Annotated in this window: 17 protein-coding genes; 7 read left to right on the top strand and 10 right to left on the bottom strand. The window is 55.8% G+C overall.

What is annotated here, in order from left to right; genetic code table 11:
* Positions 1 to 15: 15 nt before the first annotated feature.
* The 7 genes from lptB to AAZT04_RS18445 form a co-directional block, all read right to left on the bottom strand.
* Positions 16 to 741 (bottom strand): LPS export ABC transporter ATP-binding protein, encoded by a 726-nt coding sequence (gene lptB, locus AAZT04_RS18475; protein WP_020831867.1) that lies wholly within the window; start codon positions 739 to 741, stop codon positions 16 to 18.
* Between the two features lie 6 nt (positions 742 to 747).
* Positions 748 to 1,287, bottom strand: a complete 540-nt coding sequence (lptA, locus tag AAZT04_RS18470; protein WP_020831865.1) for a lipopolysaccharide ABC transporter substrate-binding protein LptA — start codon at positions 1,285 to 1,287, stop codon at positions 748 to 750.
* Positions 1,256 to 1,834 (bottom strand): LPS export ABC transporter periplasmic protein LptC, encoded by a 579-nt coding sequence (gene lptC, locus AAZT04_RS18465; RefSeq protein ID WP_020831863.1) that lies wholly within the window; start codon positions 1,832 to 1,834, stop codon positions 1,256 to 1,258. Before lptC ends, lptA begins: the two co-directional genes overlap by 32 nt.
* On the bottom strand, positions 1,831 to 2,385 hold the full coding sequence (gene kdsC, locus AAZT04_RS18460) for a 3-deoxy-manno-octulosonate-8-phosphatase KdsC (RefSeq protein WP_129984015.1): 555 nt from the start codon (positions 2,383 to 2,385) through the stop codon (positions 1,831 to 1,833). Before kdsC ends, lptC begins: the two co-directional genes overlap by 4 nt.
* A gap of 17 nt (positions 2,386 to 2,402) precedes the next feature.
* Positions 2,403 to 3,389: an arabinose-5-phosphate isomerase KdsD gene (gene kdsD / locus AAZT04_RS18455; protein ID WP_020831861.1), complete on the bottom strand. Its 987-nt coding sequence runs from the start codon at positions 3,387 to 3,389 to the stop codon at positions 2,403 to 2,405.
* A 130-nt stretch (positions 3,390 to 3,519) separates the two neighbouring features.
* Positions 3,520 to 4,506 carry a calcium/sodium antiporter gene (locus AAZT04_RS18450; protein ID WP_020831860.1) on the bottom strand — a complete coding sequence of 329 codons (987 nt, stop codon included), beginning with the start codon at positions 4,504 to 4,506 and terminating at the stop codon, positions 3,520 to 3,522.
* 20 nt (positions 4,507 to 4,526) lie between these two features.
* Positions 4,527 to 4,811, bottom strand: coding sequence for a hypothetical protein (locus AAZT04_RS18445; protein WP_153263146.1), 285 nt, complete (start codon positions 4,809 to 4,811; stop codon positions 4,527 to 4,529).
* Between AAZT04_RS18445 and mlaF the strand changes: the two genes are divergently transcribed.
* The 7 genes from mlaF to murA all read left to right on the top strand — a co-directional run bounded on the left by mlaF (position 4,810) and on the right by murA (position 9,624).
* The gene (gene mlaF, locus AAZT04_RS18440) at positions 4,810 to 5,625 is read left to right on the top strand and encodes a phospholipid ABC transporter ATP-binding protein MlaF (protein WP_020831858.1); all 816 of its coding nucleotides are present in this window, start codon (positions 4,810 to 4,812) and stop codon (positions 5,623 to 5,625) included. The two genes, AAZT04_RS18445 and mlaF, sit on opposite strands and share 2 nt — an antisense overlap.
* 4 nt (positions 5,626 to 5,629) lie before the next feature.
* Positions 5,630 to 6,412, top strand: a complete 783-nt coding sequence (gene mlaE, locus AAZT04_RS18435; RefSeq protein ID WP_020831857.1) for a lipid asymmetry maintenance ABC transporter permease subunit MlaE — start codon at positions 5,630 to 5,632, stop codon at positions 6,410 to 6,412.
* Positions 6,413 to 6,416: 4 nt separating this feature from the next.
* Complete coding sequence (gene mlaD, locus AAZT04_RS18430; protein WP_041415008.1) at positions 6,417 to 6,968, top strand: outer membrane lipid asymmetry maintenance protein MlaD; 552 nt, start codon at positions 6,417 to 6,419, stop codon at positions 6,966 to 6,968.
* Between the two features lie 14 nt (positions 6,969 to 6,982).
* Complete coding sequence (gene mlaC, locus AAZT04_RS18425) at positions 6,983 to 7,612, top strand: phospholipid-binding protein MlaC (RefSeq protein ID WP_048759888.1); 630 nt, start codon at positions 6,983 to 6,985, stop codon at positions 7,610 to 7,612.
* Positions 7,612 to 7,914, top strand: coding sequence for a lipid asymmetry maintenance protein MlaB (mlaB, locus tag AAZT04_RS18420; protein ID WP_020831851.1), 303 nt, complete (start codon positions 7,612 to 7,614; stop codon positions 7,912 to 7,914). The genes mlaC and mlaB overlap by 1 nt, the downstream gene beginning before the upstream one ends.
* A gap of 140 nt (positions 7,915 to 8,054) precedes the next feature.
* Positions 8,055 to 8,309 carry a BolA family iron metabolism protein IbaG gene (gene ibaG, locus AAZT04_RS18415; protein WP_020831850.1) on the top strand — a complete coding sequence of 85 codons (255 nt, stop codon included), beginning with the start codon at positions 8,055 to 8,057 and terminating at the stop codon, positions 8,307 to 8,309.
* Positions 8,310 to 8,364: 55 nt separating this feature from the next.
* On the top strand, positions 8,365 to 9,624 hold the full coding sequence (gene murA, locus AAZT04_RS18410; protein ID WP_020831849.1) for a UDP-N-acetylglucosamine 1-carboxyvinyltransferase: 1,260 nt from the start codon (positions 8,365 to 8,367) through the stop codon (positions 9,622 to 9,624).
* A gap of 71 nt (positions 9,625 to 9,695) precedes the next feature.
* On the opposite strand, the gene degS is transcribed toward murA, so the two are convergent.
* The 3 genes from degS to zapG form a co-directional block, all read right to left on the bottom strand.
* A complete protein-coding gene (gene degS / locus AAZT04_RS18405) occupies positions 9,696 to 10,754 on the bottom strand; it encodes an outer membrane-stress sensor serine endopeptidase DegS (protein WP_020831847.1) in 1,059 nt (352 codons plus the stop codon).
* Positions 10,755 to 10,850: 96 nt separating this feature from the next.
* Positions 10,851 to 12,221, bottom strand: coding sequence for a serine endoprotease DegQ (gene degQ / locus AAZT04_RS18400; protein ID WP_041415005.1), 1,371 nt, complete (start codon positions 12,219 to 12,221; stop codon positions 10,851 to 10,853).
* Between the two features lie 195 nt (positions 12,222 to 12,416).
* Entirely contained in the window at positions 12,417 to 12,818 is a 402-nt protein-coding gene (zapG, locus tag AAZT04_RS18395) for a Z-ring associated protein ZapG (protein WP_020831844.1), read from the bottom strand.
* Positions 12,819 to 13,032 lie beyond the last annotated feature (214 nt).

The following is a 13,032-nucleotide window of genomic DNA, read 5'->3' as shown; positions in this document are numbered from 1 at the left end:
AGGACGCGCCGGTACTCAGAGGCGGAATTCTTCGCCCAGATAAACGCGTTTTACCTGCTCATCGGCCAGAATAGCATCCGGCGTGCCGTGAGCAATCAGTTTGCCCTGGCTGACGATATAGGCGCGTTCACACACGTCCAGCGTTTCGCGCACGTTGTGGTCGGTGATCAGCACGCCCAGGCCGCTATCACGCAAGTGCTCGATAATTTTTTTAATGTCGATAACGGAAATCGGGTCAACCCCGGCGAAGGGTTCATCCAGCAGGATGAATTTCGGGTTAGCCGCCAGCGCACGGGCGATCTCCACGCGGCGACGTTCGCCACCGGACAGCGCCTGGCCCAGGTTGTCGCGAAGATGGGAGATATGGAACTCTTCCATCAGCTCCACCGCACGGTCCGCCCGCTGTTCGCTGCTGAGATCGTCACGGATCTCCAGCACCGCCATCAGGTTGTCGTAAACGCTCAGGCGGCGGAAGATCGAGGCTTCCTGCGGCAGATAGCCGATGCCACGACGCGCACGGGCGTGCAGCGGCAGCAGGCTGATGTCTTCTTCGTCAATCACGATACGTCCGGCGTCACGCTGAACGATACCGACCACCATGTAGAACGTGGTGGTCTTGCCGGCGCCGTTTGGCCCCAGCAGGCCGACGATCTCGCCGGATTTCACTTTCAGGCTGACGTCTTCAACGACTTTGCGGCCCTTGTAGGCTTTCGCCAGGTTTTCTGCGATGAGTGTAGCCATAAGTGATTAGTTACTCTTGTTTTGCCCGTTTTTGTCTTGCAACTGCGACGGTACCAGAACCGTAGTCACGCGCTTGCCTTTATCGCTAAACGCCTGCATTTGCTGCTGTTGCACCAGGTAGGTGATGCGATCGCCCTTGACGTTGCTGTCGAGCTGTTCCAGGTAGGCGTTCCCGGTTAGGGTCACCAACTGAGACGCCACATCGTAACGCACCTTCTGAGCGTGGCCTTTCACCGGCTTGCCGCTGTCTTGCATCTGATAGAAGGTTACCGGGTTGCCGAAAGCTTCAATATAGGTTTTGTTCTGATCGCCGCCCGGGCGGGTGACCACGACTTTGTCCGCTTTGATATCGATGGTGCCTTGCTTGATCACCACGTTATCGGTAAAGGTGCTGACGTTGCTCTGCATGTCCAGAGACTGTTTCAGCGAGTCGATGCTCACCGGCTGATTGGAGTCGGACTTCAGCGCCCATGCGGGGGCGCTGGCGGCCAAAATCAAGCTGCCGATTAACAGATTACGGCTTGGTTTGTTGGTTTTGAATTTCATAGTTGGTCTTAACCTTATCAATCAGCTCAGCGGTCTTGGCCCGCAGGTTCCCACGCATTTTCATGCCGTTAGAGGTGAAGTTCGTCCCGTAAAGTGTCACTTCGTCATCCGAAGACACATCCTGGGTCACCAGGTTCACCTGAGCATTGTCTGTTTTAATTTTTTCCAGCTGCGACGTGGTGGTCAGGCTGTTCACCTCGACGTGGCCGTAAAGATACAGCATCCGGTCTTTAGTCAGTTTGGCGCGGTCGGCGCGAACTGACCAGGTGGCCACCGCGTTTTCATCAAACAGCGTCATCACCGGCTGGGTGAACCAGCTTAATTCATCGGCGGTGTAGTATTTTACGTCTTCGGCCACCAGCTTGTAACTCAGCTTGCCGGTCGGATTGTACACTATGGTGACCGTGTGCTGGCTCTGATAAGTCGGGTCCTGGCTGTTCACCGGCCCCGGCGTAGTATCATCACTGAAATCCGTCATGTTCCAGCCAATCAGCGCCAAGGCGATCACCGCCAGCAACAGGGTGATCCAAAGTTTGGTTTTACTCATATCGATAGCCCTTTGGCGTCTTCCAGCTTGTTTTGAGCCAAAAGAATAATGTCGCACAGCTCACGTACCGCACCGCGACCGCCGTCAATGCGGGTAACATAGTGGGCCCGTGGCGTCAGCAGCGGGTGCGCATCTGCCACCGCGACCGCCAGGCCAACCTGCGCCATCACCGGCCAGTCGATCAGATCATCGCCGATATAGGCGACCTGATCCGCCGTCAGCGACAGTGTATCCAACAGTTCGCGGAAGGCCAAAAGCTTATCGGATTGCCCCTGATAAAGGTGGGTGATGCCGAGCGTTTTAGCCCGGTATTCCAATAGCTTGGCGGAGCGACCGGTAATGATCGCCACTTCGATATCCGAGGTTTTCAGGCAACGGATGCCGTAGCCGTCACGCACGTTGAACGCTTTTAATTCTTCGCCATTGTTGCCCATGAAAATCAGGCCGTCTGACAGTACGCCATCAACATCACAAATCAGCAGGCGGATTTTGCCGGCACGCGCCATGACGTCTTGCTCTACAGGCCCGTAGCAGGTTTCAACCAGACTCATTGAGTTCTCTTCCATAGTTAAACGACGCCGGCGCGCAGCATGTCATGCATATGTACCACACCCAGCAATTGGTCGCCATCGGCAACCAGCAGCGCGGTGATATGGCGTTGCTGCATCAGATTCAGCGCGTCCACCGCCAGCAGGTTCGGGCGAACTCGTACACCGCCGAGCGTCATGACATCGACGATCCGCGCCTCGTTGAGATTAATGCCCATATCGAATATCCGGCGCAGGTCACCGTCGGTAAAGATACCGGCGATTTTCATCAAATCGTCGCAGATAACCGTCATACCCAGGTTCTTTCGGGTGATCTCCAGCAGCGCGTCGCGCAGAGATGCATCGGCGCTGACGTGAGGAATTTCGTCACCGCTGTGCATGATGTCGCAGACGCGCAGCAGCAGGCGGCGACCCAGAGCGCCCCCCGGGTGCGATAACGCAAAATCTTCCGGCGTGAAACCGCGCGCCTTTAACAGTGCGACGGCCAACGCATCCCCCATCACCAGCGTAGCGGTGGTACTGGTGGTCGGTGCCAGACCGAGTGGGCAGGCCTCCTGTGGCACCTTGATGCACAGATGAATATCCGCCGCTTTGCCCATCGAACTTTCCGGGTTGTTGGTCATGCAGATCAACGGGATTTGCTGACGCTTCAGCACCGGGATCAGCGCCTGTATTTCGTTGGACTCACCTGAGTTGGAGATGGCGAGCACGATATCCTGAGTTGTCACCATGCCGAGGTCGCCATGGCTGGCCTCTGCAGGATGAACAAAGAACGAAGGCGTTCCGGTACTGGCGAAGGTGGCGGCAATTTTGCAGCCAATGTGCCCGGATTTACCCATACCCATCACCACCACTTTGCCACTGCACTCGGCAATCAACTCGCAGGCACGGGTAAAGTCTGCATTAATGTATTGATCGAGTTGGGCCAGCCCGTCACGCTCAATCTGCAGCACTTCTTTGCCTGCCTGCTGAAAATCAAAGCCTGGTTGCAACTGAATGTTCGACATACTCATTCCCGTCGGTTATACCCTTCATCCTTCAGGATACTGGGCGTTGGCTGCTTTCGTTTGGTCTGGTCACTTAGCGGACTAAGCTCGCAGGGATGCATTCTTTTGCCGCTGTCCTGCCTCCCGAAGGCTATTGGGTATAGCTAAATGAATCGAAAGGGTTAAAAAACAGCACCGCAAGATACGCAATAAAACCACATAATAACAGAGCGCCGGCAAGATGGCCGATGCGATGTTTCCGCCCGATGCACAGGGCGCTGAGCACAATGCTGACCGCCAGCATCACCCAGTAATCGCGATGGAAGGCGGCGCCATCGACGGTACCTGGGGACAGCAGGGCGGGCACGCCCAGCACGATCACCGTGTTGAAAATGTTGGAGCCGATGATATTGCCAATCGCCATATCATCTTCGCCCTTGAGTGCCCCGGCGATGGATGTAGCCAACTCTGGCAAGCTGGTGCCGATGGCGATGACGGTCAGGCCGACCACCAACTCACTCATACCGAAATAGTGCGCGATGACCGTGGCGTTATCGACCACCATTTTGGAAGACAGCGGCAGAATGATAAACGCCAGCACCAGCCACAGTATCGCCACGGTGTTGCTGCTGTCCTGCGGCAGTTCGGCGATTTGCTCCACGGTCAGGCTGTCGCTGCCTTCGCGCTGCGCCAACCGGGCAATTTTCAACATCAACAGAATAAATACCGCGGCGGCGGCCAACAGCAGCACGCCATCCAGACGGCTCAGCGTGCCGTCCATCAGCACGAAACCGCACAATACTGTGACCGCCAACATCAGCGGCAGTTCGCGCCGCAACACTTCGGATCGCGCCGCCAGCGGGTGTATCAGCGCGGCAACGCCGAGGATCAGTAAAATATTCGTGATGTTGGAACCTAATACGTTCCCCACGGCCATATCGATTTGCCCGTTCAGTGCCGCAGTGGTCGACACGAACAGCTCCGGCAGTGAAGTGCCTATGCCGACGATGGTCATACCGATAATCAGCGGTGGCACACCGAGTGAACGCGAAATTACCGCAGCACCGTAAACTAAGCGGTCTGCCCCATATACCAGTAAAAATAAACCAACGATTAATAAAGCTATCGCGAGAAACATGCAGGGTCCTTTGTTGGGTATCATCCCGGTTCGTTGGTTAAAAGCCGTAATTCGGCTATCTTGCTTTGCCCTCCGTTGCGCAGGTTAAAGCCGCAGCAACGGGTTTTCCCGGCTAATATATGAACACTTTCGTTTTTTTTCGTTATGGCGCCAATTTTGACCGGGTGACGCGTAAAAGTAAAACCTATGGCACCATTGGTAGCGAAATGGCGGTAAGTTTTTGTAAAGATGAGACGCATTGCGCCCGTTGCTTTAACATCGTGGGTAGATTTGGCAAAAATGACCCGTGAAGGATCAATTAACATGCACCAGAAGGCAGAGAATCTGGTCGAAGTTCGCGACATGACGTTCACGCGCGGCGATCGACTGATATTCGAAGATATCAACCTGACGGTTCCCCGTGGCAAGGTCACGGCGATCATGGGGCCGTCCGGCATTGGCAAAACGACGCTGCTGCGTTTGATTGGCGGTCAGCTGGCACCGGACAGCGGTGAAATCTGGTTTGATGGCGATAACATTCCCGCGTTGTCTCGCCATCAACTGTATGAAGCGCGCAAGAAAATGAGCATGCTGTTTCAGTCTGGTGCGCTGTTCACCGATCTGACGGTGTTCGAAAACGTGGCGTACCCGCTGCGCGAACATAGCCGTTTGCCGGAGCCCATTCTGCGCAGCACGGTGATGATGAAGCTGGAAGCGGTTGGACTGCGTGGCGCAGCCGATCTGATGCCCAATGAATTGTCCGGCGGTATGGCGCGCCGTGCCGCACTGGCGCGAGCGATTGCGCTCGATCCGGAGATGATCATGTTCGACGAACCTTTCGTCGGCCAGGATCCCATCACCATGGGCGTGCTGGTGAAGTTGATCGATGAGCTGAATCACGCACTGGGCATTACCTGCATCGTGGTTTCGCACGACGTGCCGGAAGTGCTGAGCATCGCCGACTACGCTTACATTGTGGCCGATCATCGGGTGATAGCCGAAGGCACGGCGCAGCAATTACAGAACAATCCTGATGCACGCGTGCGCCAGTTCCTGGATGGTATTGCCGATGGGCCGGTACCCTTCCGTTATCCGGCCGGCGATTATCAGGCCGAGCTGTTAGGTTTAGGGAGTAAATAAGCTGATGTTATTACAGGCGTTAGCGTCGTTAGGACGCCGTGGCATCAACACCAGCGCCAGCTTTGGGCGTGCCGGGTTGATGCTGTTCAACGCGCTGGTCGGGCGGCCTGAGCCGCGCAGGCAGTGGCCACTGTTGCTCAAGCAGTTGCACAGCGTTGGCGTGCAGTCGCTGCTGATCATCGTGGTTTCCGGGTTGTTTATCGGTATGGTGCTGGGGCTGCAGGGTTATCTGGTACTGACCACTTACAGCGCAGAAGCCAGCCTGGGCATGATGGTGGCGTTATCGCTACTGCGTGAACTGGGCCCGGTGGTCACCGCGTTGCTGTTTGCCGGGCGTGCCGGCTCTGCATTGACGGCCGAAATTGGCCTGATGAAGGCAACGGAACAAATCTCCAGCCTGGAAATGATGGCCGTCGATCCGCTGCGGCGTATCGTTGCGCCGCGCTTCTGGGCCGGTTTGATCAGCATGCCCTTGCTGACGATGATTTTTGTCGCTATCGGCATCTGGGGCGGCTCGGTGGTGGGCGTAGACTGGAAGGGCATTGACAGTGGCTTCTTCTGGTCGGCCATGCAGGGCGCCGTTGAGTGGAAAAAAGACTTGCTCAACTGCCTGATCAAGAGCGTGGTATTTGCCATCACCGTGACCTGGATTGCCATCTTCAACGGGTATGATGCCGTACCCACCTCTGAAGGGATAAGCCGGGCAACGACCCGTACCGTGGTACATTCGTCACTGGCGGTGTTGGGATTGGATTTCGTGCTGACAGCACTGATGTTTGGGAATTGATTCGATGCAAACGAAGAAGAGTGAAATCTGGGTTGGGGCATTTATGCTGATCGCGCTGTGCGCCATCGTGTTTTTGTGCCTGCAAGTGGCGAACATTAAATCGATCGGTAACGAGCCAACATACCGCATCTACGCGACCTTCGATAACATCGGTGGTTTGAAAGCGCGTTCTCCGGTGAAAATCGGCGGTGTGATGATTGGTCGAGTGGCTGATATTACGCTCGATCCTAAAACCTATACGCCGCGCGTAGCCCTGGATATCCAGGATAAATACGACCAGATCCCGGACACCAGCTCACTGGCGATCCGTACCTCCGGCCTGTTGGGGGAGCAATATCTGGCGCTGAACGTCGGTTTTGAAGATCCGGATATGGGCACGGCCATCTTGAAAGATGGCGGCACGATTCAGGACACCAAATCAGCCATGGTTCTGGAAGATCTGATCGGCCAGTTCCTGTATAAGAGCGGCGGTCAGGATGATGCTGCCAAAACGGGAGACGCGGCTGCTCAGCCGGCTGCCGGTGCAGCTCCACAAGCCGCTGCCCCTATTCATTAAGAGAGGAAACCTGCATGTTTAAACGTTTACTTATGGTTGCCCTGCTGGTGGTCGCACCGCTGGCGAATGCGGTCGATCAGACCAATCCTTACAGCCTGATGCAAGACGCGGCTGAGAAGACCTTCACCCGTCTGAAAACCGAACAGCCGAAGATCAAGCAGGACCCTAACTACCTGCGTTCCGTGGTGCATCAGGAGCTGATGCCGTTTGTGCAGGTCAAATACGCCGGTGCGCTGGTGCTGGGTCGTTTTTACAAAGAAGCGACGCCGGCGCAGCGTGAAGCCTACTTCACCGCATTCCAGGCCTACCTGGAACAGGCTTACGGCCAGGCGCTGGCGATGTACCACGGCCAAACTTATCAGATTGAGCCAGAGAAGCCGCTGGGCGACGCCAGCATTGTAGCTATCCGCGTGACCATCATCGACAATGGCGGTCGTCCGCCGGTGCGTCTGGACTTCCAGTGGCGTAAAAACACCAAAACCGGTAACTGGCAGGCTTATGACATGATCGCCGAAGGCGTCAGCATGATCACCACCAAGCAGAACGAGTGGGCTTCTACGCTGCGTACCCAGGGGATCGACGGCCTGACCAAGCAGCTGCAGGCGGCGGCGGCTCAGCCGATTACTCTGGATCAGAAAAACTGATGTCAGCTGCACTCAGCTTTGAATCGCAGCAACAGACCCTGATCCTGCGCGGTGCGTTGGATCGGGAAACCCTGTTGCCGCTGTGGGAACAGCGGGAAACGTTGCTGGCGGATAAAACCGCTATCGACGTTGCGCAACTGCAGCGGGTGGACTCGTCCGGGCTGGCACTGCTGGTGCATCTGCGCGAACAGCAACGCCAACATGGCGTTGAATTAAAAATTTCTGGCGCCGGCGATCGCTTGAAAACGCTGATCGCACTGTACAATCTGCAAGCAATAATGCCTGTCGATACCGCTGGTTAGCCCGATTTTCGACTGGATGAAGACGTTTTCTCCCCAGAAAGCCCCTGTTGTACAGGGGCTTTTTCTTTAGTTTAAGAAAACGTCGTATTCCACTAAGATATCAGGCTGATTATGATCCTTTTGATACAGAACTGGATACTATGGAAAATAGCGAGATTAAAGATGTGCTGATGCGCGCATTGGCACTGGAAGAAGCACATGTTACCGGCGACGGCAGCCATTTTCAGGTGATCGTGGTCGGTGAGCTGTTTGCCGCCATGAGCCGCGTCAAGAAACAACAGGCGGTCTATGCGCCGTTGATGGAATACATTGCGGACAACCGTATTCACGCCTTGTCGATTAAGGCGTACACCCCTGAAGAGTGGCAGCGAGATCGCAAACTCAACGGATTTTAAGGCTGTTTGCCCAGCGGGGCGGGCAGCGTCAGTTTAGATAACAGAGAGTAGTCAAATGGATAAATTTCGTGTGCAGGGCCGGACCCGCCTCAGCGGTGAAGTGGCTATTTCCGGGGCTAAAAACGCCGCCCTGCCGATCCTGTTCGCCGCATTGTTAGCGGAAGAGCCGGTCGAGTTGCAGAATGTCCCGAAGCTGAAGGACATCGACACCACCATTAAGCTACTCAGCCAATTAGGCACCAAGATTGAACGCAACGGTTCCGTATTCGTTGACGCCAGCGGCGTGAACGAATTCTGTGCGCCCTACGATCTGGTGAAAACCATGCGCGCCTCTATCTGGGCGTTGGGGCCGTTGGTTGCCCGTTTCGGCCGTGGTCAGGTTTCTCTGCCGGGCGGCTGCGCCATCGGTGCGCGTCCGGTCGATCTGCATATTACCGGTCTGGAACAGCTCGGTGCAGAGATCAAACTGGAAGAAGGCTATGTTAAAGCTTCCGTCGATGGCCGCCTGAAGGGCGCACACATCGTTATGGACAAGGTCAGCGTTGGCGCTACCGTGACCATCATGAGTGCTGCCACCCTGGCGACCGGTACCACCGTGATTGAGAATGCGGCTCGCGAACCGGAAATTGTCGATACCGCTAACTTCCTCAACACGCTCGGCGCAAAAATCACCGGTGCCGGCAGTGACCGCATTACTATCGAGGGCGTTGAACGTCTGGGCGGCGGTGTTTATCGCGTTCTGCCGGACCGCATCGAGACCGGTACCTTCCTGATCGCTGCAGCCGTTTCCGGTGGCAAGGTGATGTGCCGAGATACCCGTCCTGATACGCTGGACGCCGTGTTGGCCAAGCTGCGCGAAGCCGGTGCGGATATCGAAGTGGGCGAAGACTGGATCAGTCTGGATATGCATGGCAAACGCCCTAAAGCGGTGACCGTGCGTACTGCGCCACACCCGGGGTTCCCGACCGATATGCAGGCTCAGTTCAGCCTGCTGAACCTGGTTGCGGAAGGCACCGGTGTGATCACCGAAACCATCTTTGAAAACCGCTTCATGCATGTGCCTGAGCTGATCCGCATGGGTGCACACGCTGAGATCGAGAGCAACACCGTGATTTGCCACGGCGTTGAGCAACTGTCAGGGGCTCAGGTGATGGCGACCGATCTGCGTGCTTCAGCCAGCCTGGTATTGGCCGGTTGCATCGCCGATGGCGTGACCGTCGTCGATCGTATCTATCACATCGACCGTGGTTATGAGCGTATCGAAGACAAGCTGCGCGCGCTGGGTGCTAATATCGAGCGTGTGAAAGGCGAGTAATTTGTCTGACGCCGGGGCCTGGCGCCGGCGTAGTCAACGCAGTATTGAGGGCTCGGCATTGCCGGGCCTTTTTAATTGTTATCTTCCGGGAATTCGCCCACCGTCATCTTCAGCGTGATGCGTTTGCCTTCGCGCAGGACCACCACCGGAATTTCTGTACCCGGTCGGATTTCTGCTACCTGGTCCATGGTTTCCAGCACCGATACCGCAGGCTTGTTGTCCACGTTGATGATCACGTCGTTAATATGGAAACCGGCGTTGCCTGCCGGCCCGCCCTGAGTAATTTCAGTCACGATAATGCCCTGCAGGCGATCGATGCCGGAATTGGACGAGCGCAACGGAATAATCTCTTTGCCCTGAATGCCGAAATAACCCCGAATGACGCGGCCGTCGCGGATCAGTTTGTCCATAATCTTGGTGGCCAGTTCGATAGGAATGGCGAAACCCAGGCCTTCCGGTGTTTCACCGTCGGTGATTTTGTCGTAGGTCAGGGTATTGATACCGATTAATTCGCCCAGGGAGTTAACCAACGCGCCGCCGGAGTTGCCGCGGTTAATCGAGGCATCGGTCTGCAGGAAGGTCTGACGCCCGGTGGTGCTCATACTGATACGGCCGGTGGCGCTGAGGATCCCCTGAGTCACGGTCTGGCCGAGGTTGTAAGGGTTGCCAATCGCCAGCACGACGTCACCTACGTGCGCGGTGCGCGCGTTATTAATTGGGATCACCGGCAGGTTGCCCTGATCTATTTTCAGCACTGCCAGATCGGTCAGACTGTCGGAGCCGACCAACAGCGCCTCATAGCGGCGGCCGTCCTGGACGACCACGGTAATTTGTTGCGCATCCTTGATCACGTGTCGATTGGTCAGGATATAGCCGCGTTCATTCATGATCACGCCAGAACCCAGCGACAGCACGTTGGCGGTGCCGTTCATGTTGCGGTTGTAGATATTGACTACGGCAGGCGCGGCACGACGCACCGCCTTATTGTAACTGACGGGCGTTTCATCACGGGTATTGTCATGTTTGTCTGCGAACAAGGCATTGGAAGAACGTAGCACAGGCAACGCAACCAGCAGTAGGCCAGCAACGATTAGACCAATAACGACAGAGCGCAAAAGCTTAGCAAACATGGAGTTTTAGTACGTGAGGTGAAAGATACCGGGAGGATAACATGAGAATACCGAGCGCAGTATGTCACCGCGCCCGGTTTTTAAACAAATATACGATCAGCGCAACAGCAGATAAATGGTTTCGCCGCCGCGCACGATATTCAGCGCCATGACCGGTGGTTTGGCTTCCAGCACTTTGCGCAGTGCCGTGATGTTCTCAATACGCTGGCGGTTGACGCCGATGATCACATCGTCTTTCTGCAGCCCGATTTGTGCCGCCGCAGAGCCTTTGTCCACTTTATCGATCTTCACGCCTTTTTCACCGCTTGGGATTGCCCCGTTGCTGAGTGAAACCCCCTGCAGAGCTGGGGAAAGCGTTTCGGCATTGGTTGAGGCGCTTTCGCTGTTATCCAGCGTAACGGAAACTTCCTGCGGTTTGCCGTCGCGCAGCAGGCCAACCTTGATGGTTTTGCCCGGTGCGGTCGTACCGACCTTGGCGCGCAGCTCGGCGAAACTGCTGACAGGCTTGCCGTCCACCGAAACCAGGATATCGCCGGCCTTGATGCCCGCCTTGGCAGCGGCGGATTTCGGCAGCACTTCGCTGACGAACGCGCCGCGTTGTGCGTCGGTATTAAAGGCCTTGGCCATATCGGCGGTCATTTCACTGCCTTTAATGCCCAGTAGCCCGCGTTTCACTTCGCCAAACTCGATCAACTGCTGGCTGAGGTTCTGCGCCATGTTGCTCGGAATGGCAAAACCGATCCCCACGTTGCCGCCGCTTGGCGCCAAAATGGCGGTGTTGATGCCGATCAGCTCACCGTTAAGGTTAACCAGCGCGCCACCGGAGTTGCCGCGGTTGATGGACGCATCGGTCTGAATAAAGTTTTCCAACCCTTCCAGGTTCAGGCCACTGCGGCCCAACGCGGAAATAATGCCTGAAGTGGCGGTTTGGCCCAGGCCAAACGGGTTGCCGACGGCCACGGCGAAATCACCGACCCGCAGTTTATCGGAGTCCGCCATTTTTATAGCGGTCAGGTTTTTCACGTCGTTGAGCTGCAGCAGGGCGATATCGGACTGTTCGTCACGGCCTACCAGCTTGGCGTCCACTTCACGGCCATCGTTCAACTGTACGCTGATTTTATCGGCGTTGTTGATCACGTGGTTGTTGGTCAGCACATAGCCCTTGGCGGCGTCGATGATGACGCCGGAACCCAAGCCTTCAAACGGGCGTGAGCTTTGCTGTTGCCCAGGGCCACCAGGGCCAAAGAAGCGTCTGAACTCCTCCGGAACTTGCTGGCGTTGTACCTGGGTTCCTTCAACATGTACGCTGACCACTGCGGGCAAGACCTTCTCCAGCATCGGCGCCAGGCTTGGCAGCGGTTGCCCTTGAACGGCGACGGGCATCGCGGCGGTGGCAGCCGGTACGGAGGTCAGTGTGAGGCCAATACTCATTGCCAATGCACTAAGAATTAACGACTTTTTCTTCATTGATAATAGCTCTCTCAATACCTGCCGGTGGAATAGTGATGATAAAGCAGCAGCAATACCATAGTGAAGGGTAAGACCGTGAATTTGCGTGAAAAGTTCACTCAAACGTCTGCGTTAAGGATAGCTCAGCGTGGGGGAAGAAGTATGAGGAGGATCAAAAACCCGTGGGACTGGCCCACGGGCGAAGAACGGCGTTTAGTCGCGACGTGGACGTTCGCCACGTAGCAGGCCTGATGCGCCTTCGGAGTAGTCGCGCGGCATTTCTACCGGCGCCTGATCGTTATCCGCTTCGGCTTCGGTCAGGCGATAGCGGAACGGATTTTCCTGCATCGGCAGATCCGGCAGCAGGTTGTTTGAGCTTTTCGCCATATGCTGATACAGCTGGCGATAATCGCGTGCCATGTTGTCCAGCAGCTCGGCGCTGCGGGCAAAATGACCGACCAACTCCTGACGATACTCTTCCAGCTCGGTTTTGCTCTTATCCAACTCGTTCTGCAAAACTTGTTGTTGACGTAATTTACGGTTACCAAAACGCATCGCTACCGCACCAATGACGATACCGACCACCAAACCAATCAGCGCATACTCCCAGGTCATGATGACTCCTATTTTGACTTCGTTGTTCCGCAGGGATTTTTCACTTAATAATATCCACTATAACCGTTAACCTTGTCCGAGTGGAATCCTGATGAGCTTTGACCTGATTTTTACAGGGTTTTCAGCGCCGCTCAGAGTGGGCATTTGTGGCGATATGAGGGCTAACCAGCCGTAATATGTCGCGAAAATGGGCTAAATAATTTCTAAGCGTTCT

The organism is Serratia sp. Je.1.23.a, assembly GCF_051129805.1.
GTDB classification, from domain to species: domain Bacteria; phylum Pseudomonadota; class Gammaproteobacteria; order Enterobacterales; family Enterobacteriaceae; genus Serratia; species Serratia liquefaciens.
This window is presented reverse-complemented; position numbering and strand designations above follow the sequence as displayed.

Bases quoted from the DNA above. Each gene is read 5' to 3' on its own strand.
- kdsC (WP_129984015.1), bottom strand. From the start codon at position 2,385: ATGAGTCTGGTTGAAACCTGCTACGGGCCTGTAGAGCAAGACGTCATG.
- AAZT04_RS18445 (WP_153263146.1), bottom strand. From the start codon at position 4,811: ATGTTAATTGATCCTTCACGGGTCATTTTTGCCAAATCTACCCACGAT.
- degQ (WP_041415005.1), bottom strand. From the start codon at position 12,221: ATGAAGAAAAAGTCGTTAATTCTTAGTGCATTGGCAATGAGTATTGGC.
- mlaF (WP_020831858.1), top strand. From the start codon at position 4,810: ATGCACCAGAAGGCAGAGAATCTGGTCGAAGTTCGCGACATGACGTTC.
- ibaG (WP_020831850.1), top strand. From the start codon at position 8,055: ATGGAAAATAGCGAGATTAAAGATGTGCTGATGCGCGCATTGGCACTG.
- lptB (WP_020831867.1), bottom strand. From the start codon at position 741: ATGGCTACACTCATCGCAGAAAACCTGGCGAAAGCCTACAAGGGCCGC.
- murA (WP_020831849.1), top strand. From the start codon at position 8,365: ATGGATAAATTTCGTGTGCAGGGCCGGACCCGCCTCAGCGGTGAAGTG.
- mlaB (WP_020831851.1), top strand. From the start codon at position 7,612: ATGTCAGCTGCACTCAGCTTTGAATCGCAGCAACAGACCCTGATCCTG.
- lptC (WP_020831863.1), bottom strand. From the start codon at position 1,834: ATGAGTAAAACCAAACTTTGGATCACCCTGTTGCTGGCGGTGATCGCC.
- mlaD (WP_041415008.1), top strand. From the start codon at position 6,417: ATGCAAACGAAGAAGAGTGAAATCTGGGTTGGGGCATTTATGCTGATC.
- lptA (WP_020831865.1), bottom strand. From the start codon at position 1,287: ATGAAATTCAAAACCAACAAACCAAGCCGTAATCTGTTAATCGGCAGC.
- AAZT04_RS18450 (WP_020831860.1), bottom strand. From the start codon at position 4,506: ATGTTTCTCGCGATAGCTTTATTAATCGTTGGTTTATTTTTACTGGTA.
- kdsD (WP_020831861.1), bottom strand. From the start codon at position 3,389: ATGTCGAACATTCAGTTGCAACCAGGCTTTGATTTTCAGCAGGCAGGC.
- degS (WP_020831847.1), bottom strand. From the start codon at position 10,754: ATGTTTGCTAAGCTTTTGCGCTCTGTCGTTATTGGTCTAATCGTTGCT.
- zapG (WP_020831844.1), bottom strand. From the start codon at position 12,818: ATGACCTGGGAGTATGCGCTGATTGGTTTGGTGGTCGGTATCGTCATT.
- mlaC (WP_048759888.1), top strand. From the start codon at position 6,983: ATGTTTAAACGTTTACTTATGGTTGCCCTGCTGGTGGTCGCACCGCTG.
- mlaE (WP_020831857.1), top strand. From the start codon at position 5,630: ATGTTATTACAGGCGTTAGCGTCGTTAGGACGCCGTGGCATCAACACC.